We start from the raw sequence: 19148 nt of genomic DNA, 5'->3' as shown, positions 1-19148 counted from the left end.
CTCCTAATCAAAGATAAATTCTTATTCTTACCCAAGATACTTCTTATGCGAATTCTTAACATTACTTTGATTAACCATAGCATAATACATTGTAGTACCAATCTGCTTATGGCCAAGCAACTGCTGCACCTACTCAATAGACATATCCTTGTCAATTGCCCTTGTCGCCATAGTTCTTCTGAACTTATGCTGATGTACCTTGCCTTTCTGTAGTCTCTGGCCAAGTCTTCTAATCCTAATTTCCACACCGTTTACCTTTAACCTATTATGAGGTCGGTTCAATGATACAAACAAGGCCTTGTTGTCATCGTCTCTTTCCTTCAAGTACGCTTGGATATGGAGTTTCGTTTTTGTATCGAAGTAAACTCGTCTTTCCTTATCACCTTTGCCAAATACAATACATTCCCGCTCTTCAAACTTTACATCTGTAATATTCAGGTTCACCAGTTCTCCAACCCTTATACCCGTAGAGAAAAGAAGGTCGATCATTGCTAGGTCACGGGTATTTATACACTTATCCCGCATAATCTCTATGCTTTCATCAGGAATTACCTGTTTTACTGATGAACCAACTCTAACCTTATGTATTCGTCTGACAGGGTTCTTGATGATATAGTTTTCTTCTTCGAGCCAAGAAATGAAACTTGATAGGTTTCTCCTGACATTATCTACTGTTACTTTGCCGCAGTTATTTCTTGCCTGATATGTCTTTAAGTATTCTCGGATTGACTCTGTCGTTATTCTGTTCAAATCCAAGCCAGTTAAGGCAAACATATCTACAATGGTTGATTTGTAATAAGTTATAGTTCGTTCCGAACATCCTTCAACTTCTTTGGCTGATACGAAAAGATCCACATAATCCTGACTATCGATTTCATTAAGTGTTTCAATCTCCTCTTCAAGCCTTCTAATCAATGTTTCTTGTAGTTTCCTCATTTGGTTTATGTTTAGGTGTTCTGACATATCGTTCAGAATATTGAAAATTTGGTTTTGCATTCGATCACTTTCTTTAAAGAAAGTATATCAAATACTTATTCAAAGTAAGCCTGCATCAAAGAATCAAAAAGTATCTGTGTTTCATCTAGAGATTTCTGTACTTCTACTTTCAATTTATCAACCTGTTCTACAACCTGAACGTAGTCATTCTGCAAATCAATGGGTGGTACAGGAATTAACCGATTTCTAAAAACCGTAAAATCAATATTATCTGCTGTAACTGCACGTACACCAGTCAATACATCAGGTTCAATCATCTTAAATAAATATGCTAAAAAGTATGTTGATATAGTATCGTTTGTAATGAATATTTTCATATCCTGATTAACTGTGACTGGTACTTTATTTATGGCTACAGGTAAAGTATGTTTTAAAATCCCACTTCGTATTACCATAAGTATAGAATCTACTGGAGCTAATTTAGTAGAACTGTTATTGATTCCTAACTCATTAATATGATCAATACTATCTAGAATAAACATTGACTTCATATCTTTAGGAGTAACCCATGGAATGTCCCCATCATAATATTCTGGGTGTTGTTTAGAAGGAGTTCCACCTCCATATATTGATGAGCAAACCTCATCTACCGTCTTCATTCCCCATTCCATAGGGTTCTGAATTGGGTCACCAAACATCTCGACAAATCGGGATTTGATGAGGTTGTCCAGCTCTTCTAATTTTCGTTTTCTTAATATAATTATTTCACTAGACTTATTAAGGATATTTACAATATTTTGCTGTGTAGTAAAGTCATGTGGTTTAATTTTAACTTTTGATAACGTCGCTTTATTCAAGGTTATTCCCATCACAGCTTTATTACTTCCTGCACTCCATTCCTTGCCAAGAAACAAGTAGTAAAAATATTCTGGTGAAATGCTTATTAACCCTTTATCATGAAAAGCCATAATTGCCTCATTAGAAAACATTGGACGTGTTGTAATAGCAACCTTTCCAATCGATAGTTTAAAACTCATAATTACGGTGTTTTCAGGGATCAACTTAATACCTGACTCTTCAATTGCATTATCAGACAACTTTTCTTTTGTGTCTTCAATATATTTACCCGAATTAGATAAATCTCTTATAGAAATCCAATCATTTGTACCATCATCCCAGTAATCACTATTGTTCCTAGACGGTGTCTTTCCCATTTGCAAATCAAACAATTCTTCTAGTCGATATTCTCTCATATTCATCCCTACAAATCTAAATTTAGCAATGTCTTTAGTTCTTGTTTAAGAGTTACAATTTCTTCATCTATGCTATCTATTCTTTTCATGATAAGGGCTGGTGACTCATAGTCTACTTTTTCATAGATTGCTTCTTTATACTTATTGATCGATAGGTCGTATCCATTATCCTGGATTTCTTTTTTGGTGACGAAAAAGGATTTTTCTGTCTTCTTTCGATCTATTTCTGTTTCCATCCTACTGTGATAACGGCTAATGATGTCCGGAATATCGTTTTGCATGATGGGTTGACGCTTGTCATCTAGTGATAAGCCGTCTGCTTGCATATCATAGAACCATACTTTGTCTGTACCACCAGCACCGGTCTTAGTGAAAATCATGATGGCTGTGGATACCCCTGCATATGGCTTAAACACGCCACTGGGCATTGAAATAATTGCGTGTAAATGGTGGTTCTCTATAATTTCTTTTCTGATAGATTTATGAGCATTTGAGCCACCAAAAAGTACCCCATCCGGTACGATAGAAGCACAGCGGCCACCTTTTTTAAGTGTTCTAAGGAATAATGCTAAGAACAATAATTCTGTTTTTTTCGTTTTAGTGATTTTAAGTAAACCTGCTGCCACACTTTCATGATCTAGTGAACCTTTAAAAGGTGGATTGGCAAGGACCAATGTATACTTTTCATCATCAATATTCTTTTCAGATAAAGAATCTCTGTATTCAATATTAGGTTTTTCTACACCATGAAGCATCATGTTCATGGCCCCAATACGAAGCATGGTCCTGTCCATATCGTTACCAAAAAACATATCGTTGTTATAGTGGTCTTTTAATTCTTTTATGGCAAACAAATCTTCATTGTTTCTTTTAAGGTACTCACCGGCTTCCACCAAGAAACCAGCCGATCCTGCTGCTGGGTCAACAATTATATCCGTTGGTGTTGGCCTCATCAGTTCTACCATCATTTTTATGATATGTCTTGGTGTTCTAAACTGTCCGTTTGTTCCTGCTGTTGCTACTTTTGAAAGCAGGTACTCATATAAATCTCCCTTTGTATCTCCGTCAGATAATGGTAACAAATCAATGTTCGTCACGATTTTTTCTAGCATTTGTGGCGTTGGAATCATAAAGATGGCATCGTCCATATATCTTGTAAATGCTGAATCCTTATCACCATGCATGGTTTTGATAAATGGAAATACTGTTTTTGAAACCATGTCATACATGTCAGAGGCGCTCAATTGCTTAAACTTCTGCCATCTTAAATTCTGCTGTTCATCACTAAATATTTTATCAACTTCAATGCCAAGCAATTCCGCATTTCTTTCTAAATCTGTTTGTTTTTCATCCAGTCCTTTTATAAATAATAGGTAGGTAAACTGTTCGATAACCGACAATGGGTTGGTAATGCCACCTGTCCAGAATATCTCCCATATTTTATCTACCTTACTTCGTAATTCACCTGTAATCATGATTGTTCCTCCAATGGTCTTTTATTTATTCTCATCCAATGATCTAATACATGCTTCATCCGAAAATCGTTTAGTGCCTTTTTTCATTCTTCTTGGCTCATATTCTGATTACTTCTGACTTCTTTCGTCATTTGAGTAAATTCCACTTTATACGACTCCAACTCGTCACTTTATATTGTAACAAATGTTACAGTATATTAATACGATAATTTCAAAATTATTCCAAAGAAAAACCCTCTAATTATAACCTTGCTACGACAATAGTTTGAAAGTTCAATTTCATTCATTCCCGCTGCTACCATAAGAATCAAGAATTTATCTTGGCTACTCCATTTATCACGTGATTGTTTTCTAATACGAGTTGGTTGACTTAAATCACTAAAGTTATTCTTCAATTCATGTAATATTGCAACACTAATTTTTTCCCTTTGAAATTTTAGATACGGGTTAGTTGTTTGGTGGTACGTCCTGGCAAACAATTTTTCTTTGAACCCTTTACTGTAAATTGCCATAGCGTCTTGACCTCGGTTATTCTATGAACACTTTACTAGTTTTACAGGTCCATGACAACTAGTCTACCACCCAGTGCAAACTCTAATCTATAACTTCAATATTTTAATTTATTAAATAACCACACAGTTATTGATATCTTGACTAAATCTTGACCTAACAGACCTACTTAAAACTTTTTTCAATTTTTTCTCTCCAAAGTATTCTTTCAGACAATTATAAAAATATAATTCACTTCCTAATAAATGATAGTCAACCTCGAATGAGTTATCTTTATCTTGAAGTTTCACTTCATCGATGCTATAGATATTTGGCTCTTTAATCCATAGATCTTCGTTAAATTTATTTTCTCTTTTGATTATTATCAAAATACCTAGTGACTGCAATTCAGAAATGCTTTTTGCAATTGTAGTAAAACTTCCAACATTAGATAACTCCCTAATTTGGTCATATGACATAGTATAATGTCCTTCATCATCACAATAATAACTTCCATGAATTTCCATCACAAATAGTATTTTTTGTAAATTAATCCTTCTTATGCTACTAGAAAGCTTAATTGAGTTTAAAAGTTCAATTTTTTCAAACAGTGTATTACCAACAGTTATCTTCCCATTTATTTGGTTTGAATTAGACAAGTTGTAATGCTTTTTCTTATTAAAAACACCTTTAAATATTATCCCTCTCAAATCATTTTCTATTTCGTTTAAATTTGATTTACTCATACCCCTCATACATTGCTTTTTACTCCAAGCTAGTAATTTTTCATATGTCTCTTCATCTGAAAATCCTTCTTTTTTTAGGTACATTGCTATCAAAAATGACCAATAATGCCTTGTTCCTACTTCTTTTAATCCATTTTCTAATATTCCCTTTATTTGTTTTCCTTCTCTATATTCCTTGATATCTTTCACTTTGTCTAAATCATTTGAAATATCTTGTTTTTCATCTTTTTTATGATTTAATTCCGGAAAAATAGAAACTTGTTTACCTTTATAATCGTATAAAATCTTATAGATAATCTTTCCATCAATCTTTTCAATACTTAAGAAATACTCAATCTCATTAGTCACTGGTTCAAAGTTCTTATCCACAAAAAAAGCATAATTATTATAATCATCTAGATTAGTAAAATTAGCACCAAGTGGCAATTTTACACCATGCCCTTGAATTCCTTTTCGTGTCGGACGCATTTCTAAAAACACATCTTCAAATTTATCAGCATGAATTTCTGTTAAGACAATATTATATAACCTATATAAATCTTTCAACTCAATAAATTGATCAAAAAATAATGTCACATGGTATCCTTTATTACCTGAAAAGTTTATATGAATGTACTTTTCAGGTATAAACTTCTTGTAGAATGTTTTAATATCTTTTGCTACTTTCTGTGCTGTTTTCAAGCCTACATGCGAATCAATATCAATAATTAGAAACTTACTTTTTCCCCATTTAGGAAAAACTCCAAGCGTACTCACACCTTTAAAGTGATTAATTATGTTCATACTATTTAGTAACCTCCTGTTCTTGTTAAGGTCTTCTAAATACTCATCCTTATTACGTTTATCAATTGTTTTATACACTCTAGTTTGAACAGGTAATTCTAACCATTTACTTGTTGTAGTTATATATAAATCATAAACTTTACTAACTAACATTTTCAAAACAGCATCCATCTCATAAAATCGATTTGGATAGCCATACTTTTCAATATATTCCTCTTTAGTTATTCCGCATTTTTTTAAGTGACCTGCATGAAATATTTTTAACTCTTTACCACATATTTCGCATTTAAAGCCTTTATCTTTAAAAGTCCTTCTATAAAATAATTCATGTATCTTAGCGTATTTCTTAATAAACTCTTGCATACAATGCCCCCTTAAAATTGATGATGGAGCATTATAATAAGTTTTATACTGACATTCAAATAATCAGGCTATTTATTTTTAAAACTTGCACGTAAATGTAGGACAGAAGTATTTATAAGTATCTTAATACTGTCTAGAACCATTTTATACTGATATTACAACTATTTTATGATTGATAATCAGTATTCATATTTAGTGTAAGTAACTTTATCTCAAACAGGATAAATATATATAATAAAGACTTGTAACTTTTAAAACATATTTAATTATCTGTACATTAATATTCATAATATTTTATATACTAAAATCAAAGCAACAAACAATTATTCTAAAAAAATGATTTATTTGTATAGATTCCGCCTAATGTAATCCATCTGCACGGATAAAAAGAACCACCTTCACGGAAACAGAGCCACTGATATTCAATTATGTAAAACTTCCGCTTTATTCCACGATCCTCTTGACAATGAGCCTCCAATGGCATGTGTTCTGTCATCAACGGCATCCCCACCAAGCGAACTTAAGGTGTCAGTGTGGTCGAGGGATGCCAGGCGGTAAGCCAAACATGCCATTACACATTATCAAGAGGCTTTCGAGGCATAAATGCTACGATAAAGGCTTCATTAACAAATTGGTACAGTTGTCGTGATGGTGGCTTTCAAATCCCGTGAGACTGGCTCTAAATGTCTGTGCAAGCAGTACTTTATGGTCGGAATATACATTTGTAAATAAACTTAATTCTTTACCACAAAACTCGCATTTAAAGCCTTTATCTTAAAAAGTCCTTCTATAAAATAATTCATGTATCTTAGCGTATTTCTTAATAAACTCTTGCATACAACGCCCCTTAAAATTAATGATGAAGCATTATAATAAGTTTTATACTGACATTCAAATAATCAGGCTATTTATTTTTAAAACTTGCACGTAAATGTAGGACAGAAGTATTTATAAGAATCTTAATACTGTCTAGAACCATTTTATACTGATATTACAACTATTTTATGATTGATAATCAGTATTCATATTTAGTGTAAGTAACTTTATCTCAAACAGGATAAATAAATATAATAAAGACTTGTAACTTTTAAAACACATTTAATTATATGTACATTTATATTCATAATATTTTATATACTAAAATCAAAGCAACAAACAATTATTCGGAAAAAAATATTTATTTGTAAATAAACTTGAATTCACTTTGATTAAATGATTATACTTCTATTATCAAACAAGACAGTAGTAATTCCTAAATTTAAAGGAGATGATGAACATGAAAACATTAACTATATCAGTACTATTATTTATTAACATTACAACCGAAGATTGCCTTAATTACAACAATGTAAATCCTAAGTTAGAAAGTTTGATTAAGGCTTATATTGAAAATTATTTTAAGAAGAAGGAAATTGAAACATTAACTACAAATGAGGATATTGAAGCATTTTTAGAACATATGTTATTAAGAATTTCCGGAAACAGTATATGGCTTAAACTTCAACAATGTGATGAAATTTCACAAAAATATCTTTATACAATTATTAGAAAATACCTTTTCTTATATAAACCTGAAATTCGTTTTTAAATTATAAATCAACAAAAGCACCTAATTTAAGGTGCTTTTGTCTTTCTCTAGATTCTAAATAAATATGTTCAGCTTAATATATGACTTACTCTGCTACCCCTAGAATTAGAATTCAACTCTTAAACTAACAATTATACTTTCTTCCTACACTAGCTTTTCTAATGAAATGGTGCTTCACACTATATCTCGAAAGAGCATTATATAATGTATTTTTGTGGATATACATTGACTTAGCCGTTTTATTAAGACTTAATTTCTTTTCGAGAACATTTTCTAAACGGTCCAGCCAAAGTTCCCCATAATCGACCACAAGTGCGCTGCTTAGGCTCTTACCTTCAATCAACTTGTAAGTATAACCGCAATGACATTTAAATGTACCCAAGGTTCTTTTGACTTCATCATAATAGCTATAATCTATCATATTTATAACCGATTTCATATAGTCTTTACAAAAGTGATTCAAACATGGATATGGTCCACTTCCAAAAGGTTGATATGTCAATTTCAAATTGAAAATTTCATTAATATTTGATTCGAGAAAAATTATCATGATTAAATGTTTGATAGTAGAAGTATCACTTTTATTTTTTCTAACTAAATCAAGAACCCAGTTTTGTTTAGCTTGAATGTTAAATTCACAATTTAATGTACTTAGTAATTCCATGCTGAAAAAAGATTCCATGTCCTCTAATAACCTCGATCTAGAAATAACGCCGTTTACATTACAATAGCCTTTTATTTTTAATAATTCGATATATTGAGTCTTAAACCATTCTCTGTCTTTTGCCACAATATCCATATCTAGTAATTCTTGACTCATCAGCGATATTTTTTGTAAAATTTGTTCTTTTTCCTTATTGTAGTCAATAATTGTCATTGTTTTAAATAATTCTTTTTTTAAGGGAACGAAGGCGTGCCGATTAATATTTTTAAGTGGGATTTTTGTATTATAAAGCGCACAATCATGAAAAGGACATAATGAAATATTTAATTGATGAACCCTCTTCCATGTCAAAAAACCGGTTTCCATATCATTGATCATGCACTTTGGACAGATCTTTAAATAGTCATTAATTCTATAATTTGATCTTCGGAGACCGCAATAAGCATGTACCAAACCACCATTATTTTTTTTCATCAGATTTCTAATATTATCTCGTCTTTCGGCATCAAAAAAAGCAACAAAGTATTTATAAAGTGTATGCTCTTCAATAAAATAGTCGGCTGAATACAGATTATTTTTAGGTAGGTTTTCAACTAACAAGTTCATCCTGGCAGGTAGCATGACTGAAGCGACTGTCATATGATTATTATAAATATCCTTCATAGTATCCGCTAGTGTATTGTTCCCAGAAAAAATATGATATCTAGCTAAGATACTATATAATAATTCTTCGTTTAAAGGTGTAGGGAAAAATGTCATCATGTCTTTTCACCTATGGTCTCAAGATCATTTTTGGCAATCAGACCTAATCTCAACAATACATCATAATTGCTTTCACCTTCACCTTTTTTAGCAATATGCGATCTAATATCATTTTGACTATAATTAGTTTTGAATTTAGGATGATAATTTTCAAATTTGATTTTTTCTGTTTCTTTTATAACTTTAGTGTTTAAGTCTTTCTTATTTCTGGTTAAACTAGATTTGTTATTTAGAAATAGTTTATTTTCAATTAGTCCCTCGATGTACATATCATCATATTGAATCATCTTTTGAAGATTATTTGATGAGAACGCTGTTATCATCGGTATCATTAGTTTAAAGTCGTGATTAAACACTTTAATGATTAAATCTTTATCAATAACTTCATTCTTAGATTTTATGGCTGTTTTTTGAACAGCAATATAAATTGATTTTAATAAACTGGGGATACCGGCTGTTATCGTATAAAAGAAGTTAACCAATTCCGGTGTCAATTCATTTTTAACAGCCGTGTACTGATACTTCCAGATGCTTCTCAAAAAGAGTTCCCAGCTTGCATCATTTTTAAAACGATCAATAAGAATACCTCCGCCACCATCAACAAGGCGCCTAGACAGTCTAAATCCCGAACTACTAAACATTTCAATTGCTTTTGCAGTCCCAACAAATATGATTGGCATACCAATGCTACTTAGAATCAATAAAGTATTAAGGATTTTCTCTTTCCCACCGGATTTATGAATTGATAAATTCTGTATCTCATCAATTATCAGACAGCCACAGTTAACAGATCTTAATAACTGTTTGGCCCGTATTATTAAAACATCTGTAGTATTTCTAGCCCTTATTGATTTTTCAAAATAATTCGACCCAATGGCTTGATCTACTTCATAAAATATATTTTGTAACAGCCCTTTAATTGATGCGTCATGCTGACATGAAACTATAATCATTGGTATGGAATAACAATTAAACATAACCCCTTTAAATTCTTTATGTATAATTGGTCGATAATAATTGGAAACCTTCTCAATGGCGGTCGTTTTACCACAACCGCTGGATCCAAATAAAGCGAAAGAAATTGAATTTTTAATTGGTAAATCTAAATTTACTCCAGTCCAAATTTTATCAAAATCCTTATAGACATCGTTTATGTATGCTTTGCTAAATGGATTTCTACTGCTATAGCCGCCTCTGATTACAAAATCAATTTTCCGAAAAATTTCTAAGGAAGTATTAACCGGTTGATATACAGAATTAATATTTGATAATGAGTATAACCTTGTTTCTAAATCATTATAGCGTTCTGATTCACTATAATCAGGATAGCATATTAAATTTCGAATCATTTCTTCTTTATTAGGAATCCTTGGCAAGGCCATAATCATAGGATTATCTTTGAAATTTCTCACAGTTTGTTCTTTATAAACGGCTTCTTGTATATCCATCTAATCTATCCTTTCTCTTTAAAAATCTTATAAAAATCTTCAACTTCAGCATTGTGAAAATCATTGCTGTCTATCAAATTATCCGAACCCATCTGATCTAAATTTATGTCAAATGCGTTCTCTGACTGAATTCTACTTTTCTCTATCCTTCGATTTTCTTTAACATTCTCAAGTTGCTTAATTTTTGAAGGTGAAAATTCACGATTCATTTTGTAATTTTCTTCTGCATTATCTACAATATTTCGAACTTCCTCAATTAGTTTTAACTTGGCAGCCTTATTCTCTTTTTCATCAATACGATTTTTTAGTCTTTCTGAATCAAATAATAATATAATCTCTTCATATGTTAAATCTTTATATTTTTGACTATAATCCGTCATATAAGCAACCTCATACCCTTCTACCCTCTGATCATTATGAATGTATATCTTTGACATATTTCTTGGGTCATAAGATATTTTAACTCTTAATGATTTCATTCCAGCTTCGATTAGTATTCCCTCTTTTAAATAACGAGAATTGGAATAATATAACCCTTTAAATTTGATTCCTTTTCTTGTAATGGATACTTGTGCTTTTGGCAGCAAAGTGATTTGGACCTGCCAATCACTTACTTTACGCATAGGGTTTCCATATTTTTTTTCCGCCCATTTGTAAATCTCTGATGGTATGCAACTAACGTTATCATTAATCATATCTAACGTTCGTTCGTATCCTTGAAGTACATAATGATTGTTATAATAGACTATCGTTTTAATAACTATTCGGGTGTAATGACGTAAGGTCAACCTTGCGTTTAACTGATTATTTTTATCACCCCTTTGCTGATTAGGATTGACGTTCCCTGTAACAAAGGGCTGTATATGATCTTCAAGTAATTTAAAGAATCTTTCTATTGTACCTTTAAGGTCAGCACGGTTTGCTGCATTTAAAATAATCTTTATCCCTAATTTTTCTGCATATTCTTCAATATTCTTACTATCTAATTCACCTCGATCACAGTATAATTTATTAGGCACAACACCCTCGCATAAGAAATCATCATCATTAATTTCTATATCATAAATAGCACAAAATTCCTTTTTGTTTCTAGTCACGTTATAAAGACACATCATATTCCCTTCAAAACTAGAATTTATGGTGACCCAAAAGCCTGTTATCATTTTTGAAAAACGATCTATACAGATGAATACTGTTGGTCTGCCACATGATTCTCCGGTCTCCAAAATAATATATGTATCAGATATGTGAGCGTCAATTTCCATTATGCCAATATTATTTACACCATCAAGACTTGACCCAGTTATAGCACGATGATCTTTTAGAAATCTTTTTTTTCCACTTCTTGAAATGATTTCTTTTTTTATACTTTTATTCATATTGAACCAATATAAAAATTGATTATACGTCGGAATTTCTTTGTTATTGAACACCTCATTTTCGTACCTATCTTTGATTAATAATTCATAGGTCATCATTAGTGATCTTTTTGATGTTGTATAATAATACTTGTTCAAAGCTATATTAAAATTTCTCTTATCAATCTCCGATATGTTCTTCCCTTCACCTGTCTCAACCGGATTTTTTCTGGGCCTACCACGCTTCTTATCACTTGAACTAAGGCGCTCTAAACCCTTTCCTCCACAATTTTTATAGTTATTTGTTAAAGAAAATTTTGTCATTCCTCTGCACCAATATTTTTTTAGTAAACTCAAAATATACTGCTCACTTCTACCCCTTATTTTCGCAATCTCTCGAATTTTTTTGTTTCTATAAGTGCAACTAAATATTTCAGGAACTTCTTCAACTAAATCCTTAATTAGAATCCAATCCATCTCCAATTTGTCTTTATATTTATCAGACAATTCATAATTAATATTTTCAAAAGGGTCGATAGTCATTATATTTGCTTTTCCCAGTTTGATTTCACTAAGTATATCTTTTTTAACCCTTGAAAATGGCACTCTGTTTGTTTCAATGTCACTTAGAATTACCCATGACTCGTCAAACCACAAAATTCTAAACATATTACTAGCTTTATCTTGAGTTGCATATTCTAAAATCATATTAATTTTTAGCATCAAATATCCACCTCTCTTAGTTCCTCTGTTTTTTTATAACCAGCTCGCTTTGATTTTAATGTAAATGGCTTTTTCATATCCCAGAGTATTTTTTTATTCCAAAAAATATTTTTCAAAATAACCACGCTTTCACTTCGATTGATATCATAATCATTTTCAAAATTTCTAAGTATCAACTCAATAACATCATCACTATTTAGTAATCTATAAATCAAAACTTCAATAAGTTCTTCAATCTCATTGTCATCAAAATCTACCAGGCTTATTGTTGTAGCACCTTCCCTGAAATATTCAATATTACTAATGACGACTTTATTGATTTGCTTGTTCGTAACAATTTTCCAGTCAATATTTTTTTCATTAAAATATCTTTTAAAAATCTCCATCCTATCCATTGTGATCTTCTTTTCTAATTCTGAAGCATACTTAACGCTTCTAGCAACTTGATATTCTTTACCTTGTGCATCCCTACAAGTCAAAAAAAAGGATACCGCCTGAATAAACAACTTATTGCTATCTTTGTCCCGAAAATTTTTCATATTAAAGTCTTCTATTTGAGGCACAACTTCAAATAAATCGAACAATGGATAATTTTCTCTTATATCAATTACAGCATCAGCATACTCTGCCAATAACAAAAGTTCATACATGGTCTTACTAAAAAGATGATGGAGTCGATTGGTCTTTATTCCCAACAGCCGATAAGAAGAACCCATACTTGATAAGTCTTCGCTAAGAATCCACGGCTTATAGTTTTCTTTAAAACCTTCACCACGCCCTTCTTTTATCCGTTTTTGTAGCACATTATTATTCCACTCATTTTTTCGTTTTGCCATAAAATAAGTCCTCCTATTAAAAAACTTCCCATTTCTGGGAAGTCTGGTCTCAAGCCTAAGCGGTTTCCGATTTCTTAAACACTCTGCTAAGATTTTTATGATTTGTGTAAAATAGATAAGTAGCAAATATAAGTATTGGATATATAATTTTATCTCCTATAACCGAAAAGTACTTATCTTCAATCATCGCCATCATATAAAAAGTACAAATACCAACCATAGTGCTTCCTATTGCCGCTATCAATTCTATTCGTTTTTCAACTGTTTTTATTTCCATTTAACCCTCCATTTTATCGTCTTTTTTATCTTATTTTTATTAATTTCTCAATATTATTATAACAAAAATAATACTTTAAAACCACTTATATAGAGCTTTTTAATACAACTATAACAATCTTTAACCCGTAATAATATTATGTTTTCAATTTTTTATTTCAATTTATTTTTATCGTTAAAATAAAATTGATTTCAAAAAGAAGACTTAACTATTTCAGTCACTATGTATGATTTTCATATGCTTTATTTTCTTTTGAAATAGATAATTATTTAGCCTATTAAATATTCTTCTCCAACACCCCATGCTCACTGTATTGGACTGGTGGCTCAAAGTGATCAAGATTATTCACTTATCAATAAGGATAGTTATAAATAAAAAAGAGTAAAGTCCTTATACTCTGAACTTAACTCCTTTTTATACTATTATTCTAGTTTTCAATTAGTCGATTAAATATTAACTTGAACTTCATAGCTTCTGTAATTATTATCAACAAGGGTACTTTGACGTCAGTATTTTCTCTGAAATAAGAATATTAATCACTTACTATTTTAATTCATATATAATTTAATATATCGTTCATGCTTAAAATTCTCATCTGTTAGGATCTCAATAATTCTCTTCTCAATTTCTCTTGGTTGTTTAATCTCATCCACCGTTTCATAAATTTCAACTTCTCCCTTTTGATTTATTTCTGTTTCCCCATAATCATACCTAACAGTTACAAGGTTCATCATTGTGGTTATTGCAAGGTCTTCAAAAATAGCTTTCTTTTCATTATTACTTAAAAAATAGTATTCATCATCAGATATATTTCCTATTTCTATTAGGACATTTTCATGTGCTAAAATTTCTTTTAGCAATTCCAAAATTTTGGAATTTCCTATGCGATAAGCCAAATTAAAAATTTCAATAACTTCTTCTGTACTAAATCCATCTTCCCTATATATACAAACCAAGTTTTCTAATGCAGCTTCATTCCCAAGCTTGGCACTTCTTTGATAAAATTCTTTTGCTATTGTTATGTGTGAATCAAATTCCATTCTTTTCGAATATATATAGCCAAGATTATTTAAGGCTATATCTGATTTCTCATTTTTCATATAGTACTCAACCGCCTTATTAATGTCATTGTCAAAATATGCTGTTTGAGCTCGTTTAAGTAGAGTTGTTTCATATACTAGTAAAGTATCTAAAACAATTCCACCTAGAGTGATTGATGCTACAAGCACTGGGATCATCAATAATTGTCGGTATATAAATATTCTTATATTTTTATAATTCTTTTTACCAAATTCATTCATACTGTATTCTCCTTTGTTACTTCCCTCAAACGGAAATGTTTGTTACTTTTTGCACATTTACATGACATTTAAAAAATTCATTTTGACTACTATAATATTTAAAATAATATAGATATATTGGGGCTAATTCTGAAATTTAACGTGTATTTTTAATATTCCGAGAGTCTAATTGAGATATATTCCCTCTGGTAGAAACAAAACTTCTTGTGAGGTGGCAATGTGTGGAATCCATTTTTGTTCAAAGATAATATCGTCAACTCATTGTTAAGCGAAGTTAATCGGAAGCTTCAGATTTCATTGCTTTTACAATCAGTTTGTTCATTTCCGAATGTCCTTCCCAAGCTTTGACACAAGCATTTTTATCATCCGCTGATGGAAAATGCTTAGTCGAATAAAGAATTGCTTCTCTAACATAACTAGATGGTTCACTTGAGTAACGATTTCTAATCAGTCTACGAACTGGTCCATTACCATGCTTACTCGCAACTAATGCACACATAGCTCTTATAACTTCAGACCGATTGTTATCTTCCATGATTGCATATGCTTGCATGGGTAATTTGTCGCTTATATTATCAACTGAATAAAATAAGCCTAATAGCCACATTACTTGCCAATCATAATTCAATTTATTTCGATTAAATAAATCTTCAAGGCGCTCGATAATATTATTATCCTCTGAAATCATAGCTCTTAAATACCTCATGTAAACACTAGTTAAATGAGGTGATTTAATCAAACCTTCAATAGCTTCTTCAACTGCTATGTCACTTTGAAGAATTGCAAGTCTTGGTAAGCAGAACTTATCAATTTTATCAGATAAGTTCTCTGAATCTGTTCTTCTTTGAAAAAGCTCCTTTAATGCTTCATCCTCAATCTCACCATCAAACTCATCTATATCAAACGGATCAAAATTGTAACCAAATGAATCCAATTCAATATTTGCTAATTCTTCCTTTGCAGAATCAAACAGTCTATCAATTTCGGTTTCTTCATAATGCAAGTCATCTGTACTTAAAATCTTAGTTTTATGCTCATTTAAATATAACCCTTCTTTTCTAACATAGTTACATATATCAATCAAAGCTTTAGTTGCTTCACGTTCCGTAGTGAAAAACATCCAGTAATCATCAACAAACCTCAAAAACTCAATATCCTTTGAATTCAAGTATGAATCGAATGCAGTCAAGTAGTAATTTCCAAGTATATCTGAAGGATATATCCCTTGCACTATACCATGTGAATCTTTTGATGTATGCGCTGATAGGACTTTTTCTATAATACTCACTAATTCAGGTTCTATTGTAGTTGAGCGTAATATATTAACTAAGACATGTTGATATATCCGTTCATAATAACATGCTATATCGGTAACTAAAGCGAAATCATAATATATAGCTTTACAGTGTTCAGCAAGCTTAGCACGTAATTCCTTGTATTTCTTTGATACCGGAACAAACATTTTTTCCGGTTCAATCTCACAAATGTCGAATTCATTTGAAAAAACTCTCTTTCTGTCAATTCCAGCTTCTATCTTCTCTGCTACTATATCAATTAATAATTGATATAGTAGTCTATCTATGGGATTTAGAATTGCACCAGGTCTTGTAAGACCTGACTTCTTTGGAACTTCTGTTGTTATAGGCAACAGTGGATTATAACTACCACTGCCTAACTGTGATTTCAAAATCTTCCAAAGTTCATCGGATGCATACTTATAAACCGCATTATAATGAGGGGAAATTATAAAATCAGAATTAACATCATGCAATATTCTAGAAATTGCCTTATTATGATTCATCTTCTTAACAAATTTACTATCTAATCCAAACATAAATCCTCCTATAAAATAGATTAATTCCGTCTAAAGTCTTGAGATTACGACGTACCGGCCGCCTTGAAATACTCGCTCGTGGCAGCATTGCCTTGGCTAATGTGAGTGCTGACCCGACGGGCTTGCGGGCTGTATGTGGTCGCCTTAGTCTCCAACGACGTTCCTTAGGGCGACCCGAAGCGTAATTATGGTGTTAGCTGACGTATTTATGGACCCATATCACTTCTTCTTTTTCTTCTTGTCTCCCTTATACATCAGCCAAATAAAAATGGTTAATTGCAATACTGGGCTTCCGATATAGTTAACCATCGGAACTATAAAGGTAGGCATAACATAGCTTATATATCCAAATATACAACCCATAACAATGAACAGAAAAAAGGCAATTAAAAATTCCTTAAGACTCTTATAAATGAATGGTGTAAAGAGCAATATTAAAAACCATATAGATCCTCCTGTAACAAACTTAAGCATCCCATTCGCTTTACCGGAACCTATAATATTTATCTTCGAAAGATTAATATTTTCCCAAAAGTATCTGTTGCCAATATCATTAAGAATCGACTTATACTCCTTATGCAATTCTGGATTTGATTTAATTAACTCAATATCAATTTGCGACAATTTATCCAGATTCTCAATTCTAGTAGCTATTCGATAATCCATCGAGAAATAGCTATAAGCAGTGATTACTATAACACCCGAAATAACTAAAATAAATATAATCTTTATTGCCTTCTTAGTATCATAATTCTTATCAAAAACTTCTGCTAATTTTGATATTATACTCCAAATTGCCTCTCCCATTATATCCTCCTATAAACTAATAAATATGTCAGCTAACGTTCTCGCGGTTGCCGTCGTGTACATTCTCCTTGTTACGGTGCATGATGGCAACTGGCGTGTTAGACGAAGGATAAGACGGTAGCTTACGCTGAACTTTGCTACCACCAAAATCACTTCTTCTTACGTTCTTTCTTCTTTAATTGCCTAAAATACCTAATTATTGGTGAGTCATGCTTGTATCCTATGATTCCATGCAACGACTTATTAATCTTACTGATGCCAGACTCATTCATTACCATCTCTATCGTGTTCTTATGAGTTCTTGAAAAACCTTCTATATATTCACTTACATATTCAAAACTCACATCTTCAAGACCCATATACAATGCTCCTGTATGAACCTTCAACTCATCTGAAAAGAAAAATCCCTTCACATCATTAAACTGAACCATTTTGAATATATAAGAATGTGCTATCTGATTCCACTCTTCATCATTGTACTTACTTCTATTATCTAGGAATTCATTAATCTCAACATAGGAGTCTTGCAGTAACTGATAGAGTAAATTGAAAGTTTCTAATCTTTCATTAAATATCTGATTGTTAAATGACTCAATACGATTGTATCGCCTAAATAACTCCGTTAATAATATCCCTGTTATAATCCCACCTAATGCTGCCATTGTTTCCATCAAATACACCTTCATCTTTCTATTAATCCTAGTCTTTTCTTTCGTCTAACGTTCCCGCAGTTCCCGTCGTGCCATGCGTTTAATTTCCCATTGTTTTACACTACAGGGCATGATGGGAATTGGCGTGGTATGCGAAGTAGTTCCTGGAAGCATTATGTAAACTATAAATTAATATTTAGTAGTTCAACATTAATTGCTTCAATTTTAGCAATACTCTTTATATACTCCAATAAAATATTCGTAAATTCATAGCAATACATTGGATATAGAAATTTGTTATTCTTAAGTACTTGATATTCTTTTCTTTTTGTATGATGAGCATAATTACCATAGATAAAAATATCAAATACTTCTCTTCTACTGTAACTCTTGCCATTATCATTAATATGGCAGTTGAATCCTAAAAAATTAATCAATTCATTTCTAGTACCATTAAACTCATCTTTCAATTCTTTCTTAATATTATCTTTATTGTAAACTTCATTTAAATTTCTAATAGATATTTCTTCATTATCTTGAATAAAAAATCTTAGTGTTAGTATTAATGCATCAAAAAAACTTTCGTCTGGAATATTAATCGTAGGAATATGCCCAATTCCACCATCAATTTTTATATTCATTTTAATACCATTGTTTTTGAAATCTTCGACAAAAGAAGACGTGAAGATTTTATCCGCCTTTTCGTTAAAAATTTGTAATGTCTCAATATCATGTTGGTTCATAATATACCACCCTAATATACTTTTATTGTGTTAATATGCTAATCCTTGATTGAGTTAGCTCATTAACTAAGGAACTATTATGCATAACGTCCTGTGAGTTGACGATGTGCCA

The 19148-nt window shown here is 31.4% G+C and carries 14 protein-coding genes and 1 pseudogene; 1 reads left to right on the top strand and 14 read right to left on the bottom strand.

Going from position 1 to position 19148, the window contains the following annotated elements; genetic code table 11:
- Positions 1-27: 27 nt before the first annotated feature.
- The 4 genes and pseudogenes from xerA to P0N36_RS07485 all read right to left on the bottom strand — a co-directional run bounded on the left by xerA (position 28) and on the right by P0N36_RS07485 (position 6045).
- Positions 28-996: pseudogene (xerA, locus tag P0N36_RS07500) on the bottom strand (site-specific tyrosine recombinase/integron integrase).
- 35 nt (positions 997-1031) lie between these two features.
- The gene (locus P0N36_RS07495; protein ID WP_275842231.1) at positions 1032-2189 is read right to left on the bottom strand and encodes a restriction endonuclease subunit S; all 1158 of its coding nucleotides are present in this window, start codon (positions 2187-2189) and stop codon (positions 1032-1034) included.
- A gap of 8 nt (positions 2190-2197) precedes the next feature.
- The gene (locus P0N36_RS07490; RefSeq protein ID WP_275842230.1) at positions 2198-3664 is read right to left on the bottom strand and encodes a type I restriction-modification system subunit M; all 1467 of its coding nucleotides are present in this window, start codon (positions 3662-3664) and stop codon (positions 2198-2200) included.
- Positions 3665-4287: 623 nt separating this feature from the next.
- Positions 4288-6045 carry a TOTE conflict system archaeo-eukaryotic primase domain-containing protein gene (locus P0N36_RS07485; protein ID WP_275842229.1) on the bottom strand — a complete coding sequence of 586 codons (1758 nt, stop codon included), beginning with the start codon at positions 6043-6045 and terminating at the stop codon, positions 4288-4290.
- Between the two features lie 1276 nt (positions 6046-7321).
- Between P0N36_RS07485 and P0N36_RS07480 the strand changes: the two genes are divergently transcribed.
- Positions 7322-7633 (top strand): hypothetical protein, encoded by a 312-nt coding sequence (locus tag P0N36_RS07480; RefSeq protein ID WP_275842228.1) that lies wholly within the window; start codon positions 7322-7324, stop codon positions 7631-7633.
- Positions 7634-7757: 124 nt separating this feature from the next.
- Here P0N36_RS07480 and P0N36_RS07475 read toward each other — a convergent pair whose 3' ends face one another.
- The 10 genes from P0N36_RS07475 to P0N36_RS07430 form a co-directional block, all read right to left on the bottom strand.
- Positions 7758-9059, bottom strand: a complete 1302-nt coding sequence (locus P0N36_RS07475; RefSeq protein WP_275842227.1) for a TnsD family Tn7-like transposition protein — start codon at positions 9057-9059, stop codon at positions 7758-7760.
- Positions 9056-10507, bottom strand: coding sequence for an ATP-binding protein (locus tag P0N36_RS07470; RefSeq protein WP_275842226.1), 1452 nt, complete (start codon positions 10505-10507; stop codon positions 9056-9058). Before P0N36_RS07470 ends, P0N36_RS07475 begins: the two co-directional genes overlap by 4 nt.
- A 5-nt stretch (positions 10508-10512) precedes the next feature.
- Positions 10513-12588, bottom strand: a complete 2076-nt coding sequence (locus tag P0N36_RS07465) for a Mu transposase C-terminal domain-containing protein (protein ID WP_275842225.1) — start codon at positions 12586-12588, stop codon at positions 10513-10515.
- Complete coding sequence (locus P0N36_RS07460) at positions 12588-13424, bottom strand: TnsA endonuclease N-terminal domain-containing protein (RefSeq protein WP_275842224.1); 837 nt, start codon at positions 13422-13424, stop codon at positions 12588-12590. Before P0N36_RS07460 ends, P0N36_RS07465 begins: the two co-directional genes overlap by 1 nt.
- Before the next feature lie 55 nt (positions 13425-13479).
- On the bottom strand, positions 13480-13701 hold the full coding sequence (locus tag P0N36_RS07455) for a hypothetical protein (protein WP_275842223.1): 222 nt from the start codon (positions 13699-13701) through the stop codon (positions 13480-13482).
- 548 nt (positions 13702-14249) lie between these two features.
- Positions 14250-15002, bottom strand: a complete 753-nt coding sequence (locus tag P0N36_RS07450; RefSeq protein WP_275842222.1) for a hypothetical protein — start codon at positions 15000-15002, stop codon at positions 14250-14252.
- A gap of 274 nt (positions 15003-15276) precedes the next feature.
- The gene (locus P0N36_RS07445) at positions 15277-16836 is read right to left on the bottom strand and encodes an RNA-directed DNA polymerase (RefSeq protein ID WP_275842221.1); all 1560 of its coding nucleotides are present in this window, start codon (positions 16834-16836) and stop codon (positions 15277-15279) included.
- Between the two features lie 219 nt (positions 16837-17055).
- Positions 17056-17643, bottom strand: coding sequence for a hypothetical protein (locus tag P0N36_RS07440; RefSeq protein ID WP_275842220.1), 588 nt, complete (start codon positions 17641-17643; stop codon positions 17056-17058).
- Between the two features lie 149 nt (positions 17644-17792).
- Entirely contained in the window at positions 17793-18314 is a 522-nt protein-coding gene (locus P0N36_RS07435) for a hypothetical protein (protein WP_275842219.1), read from the bottom strand.
- Between the two features lie 161 nt (positions 18315-18475).
- The gene (locus P0N36_RS07430) at positions 18476-19036 is read right to left on the bottom strand and encodes a hypothetical protein (RefSeq protein WP_275842218.1); all 561 of its coding nucleotides are present in this window, start codon (positions 19034-19036) and stop codon (positions 18476-18478) included.
- Between the last annotated feature and the right edge of the window lie 112 nt (positions 19037-19148).

The sequence above is a fragment of the Petrocella sp. FN5 genome, assembly GCF_029210395.1.
GTDB lineage: Bacteria > Bacillota > Clostridia > Lachnospirales > Vallitaleaceae > Petrocella.
Note: the sequence above shows the minus strand (reverse complement) of the source record. Positions and strands in the feature narration are given on the sequence as shown.

Excerpts from the sequence above, each read along its gene's own strand:
- P0N36_RS07460 (WP_275842224.1), bottom strand. The coding sequence starts at position 13,424 with ATGGCAAAACGAAAAAATGAGTGGAATAATAATGTGCTACAAAAACGG.
- P0N36_RS07485 (WP_275842229.1), bottom strand. The coding sequence starts at position 6,045 with ATGCAAGAGTTTATTAAGAAATACGCTAAGATACATGAATTATTTTAT.
- P0N36_RS07445 (WP_275842221.1), bottom strand. The coding sequence starts at position 16,836 with ATGTTTGGATTAGATAGTAAATTTGTTAAGAAGATGAATCATAATAAG.
- P0N36_RS07455 (WP_275842223.1), bottom strand. The coding sequence starts at position 13,701 with ATGGAAATAAAAACAGTTGAAAAACGAATAGAATTGATAGCGGCAATA.
- P0N36_RS07475 (WP_275842227.1), bottom strand. The coding sequence starts at position 9,059 with ATGATGACATTTTTCCCTACACCTTTAAACGAAGAATTATTATATAGT.
- P0N36_RS07450 (WP_275842222.1), bottom strand. The coding sequence starts at position 15,002 with ATGAATGAATTTGGTAAAAAGAATTATAAAAATATAAGAATATTTATA.
- P0N36_RS07490 (WP_275842230.1), bottom strand. The coding sequence starts at position 3,664 with ATGATTACAGGTGAATTACGAAGTAAGGTAGATAAAATATGGGAGATA.
- P0N36_RS07440 (WP_275842220.1), bottom strand. The coding sequence starts at position 17,643 with ATGGGAGAGGCAATTTGGAGTATAATATCAAAATTAGCAGAAGTTTTT.
- P0N36_RS07435 (WP_275842219.1), bottom strand. The coding sequence starts at position 18,314 with ATGGAAACAATGGCAGCATTAGGTGGGATTATAACAGGGATATTATTA.
- P0N36_RS07470 (WP_275842226.1), bottom strand. The coding sequence starts at position 10,507 with ATGGATATACAAGAAGCCGTTTATAAAGAACAAACTGTGAGAAATTTC.
- P0N36_RS07465 (WP_275842225.1), bottom strand. The coding sequence starts at position 12,588 with ATGCTAAAAATTAATATGATTTTAGAATATGCAACTCAAGATAAAGCT.
- P0N36_RS07495 (WP_275842231.1), bottom strand. The coding sequence starts at position 2,189 with ATGAGAGAATATCGACTAGAAGAATTGTTTGATTTGCAAATGGGAAAG.
- P0N36_RS07430 (WP_275842218.1), bottom strand. The coding sequence starts at position 19,036 with ATGAACCAACATGATATTGAGACATTACAAATTTTTAACGAAAAGGCG.
- P0N36_RS07480 (WP_275842228.1), top strand. The coding sequence starts at position 7,322 with ATGAAAACATTAACTATATCAGTACTATTATTTATTAACATTACAACC.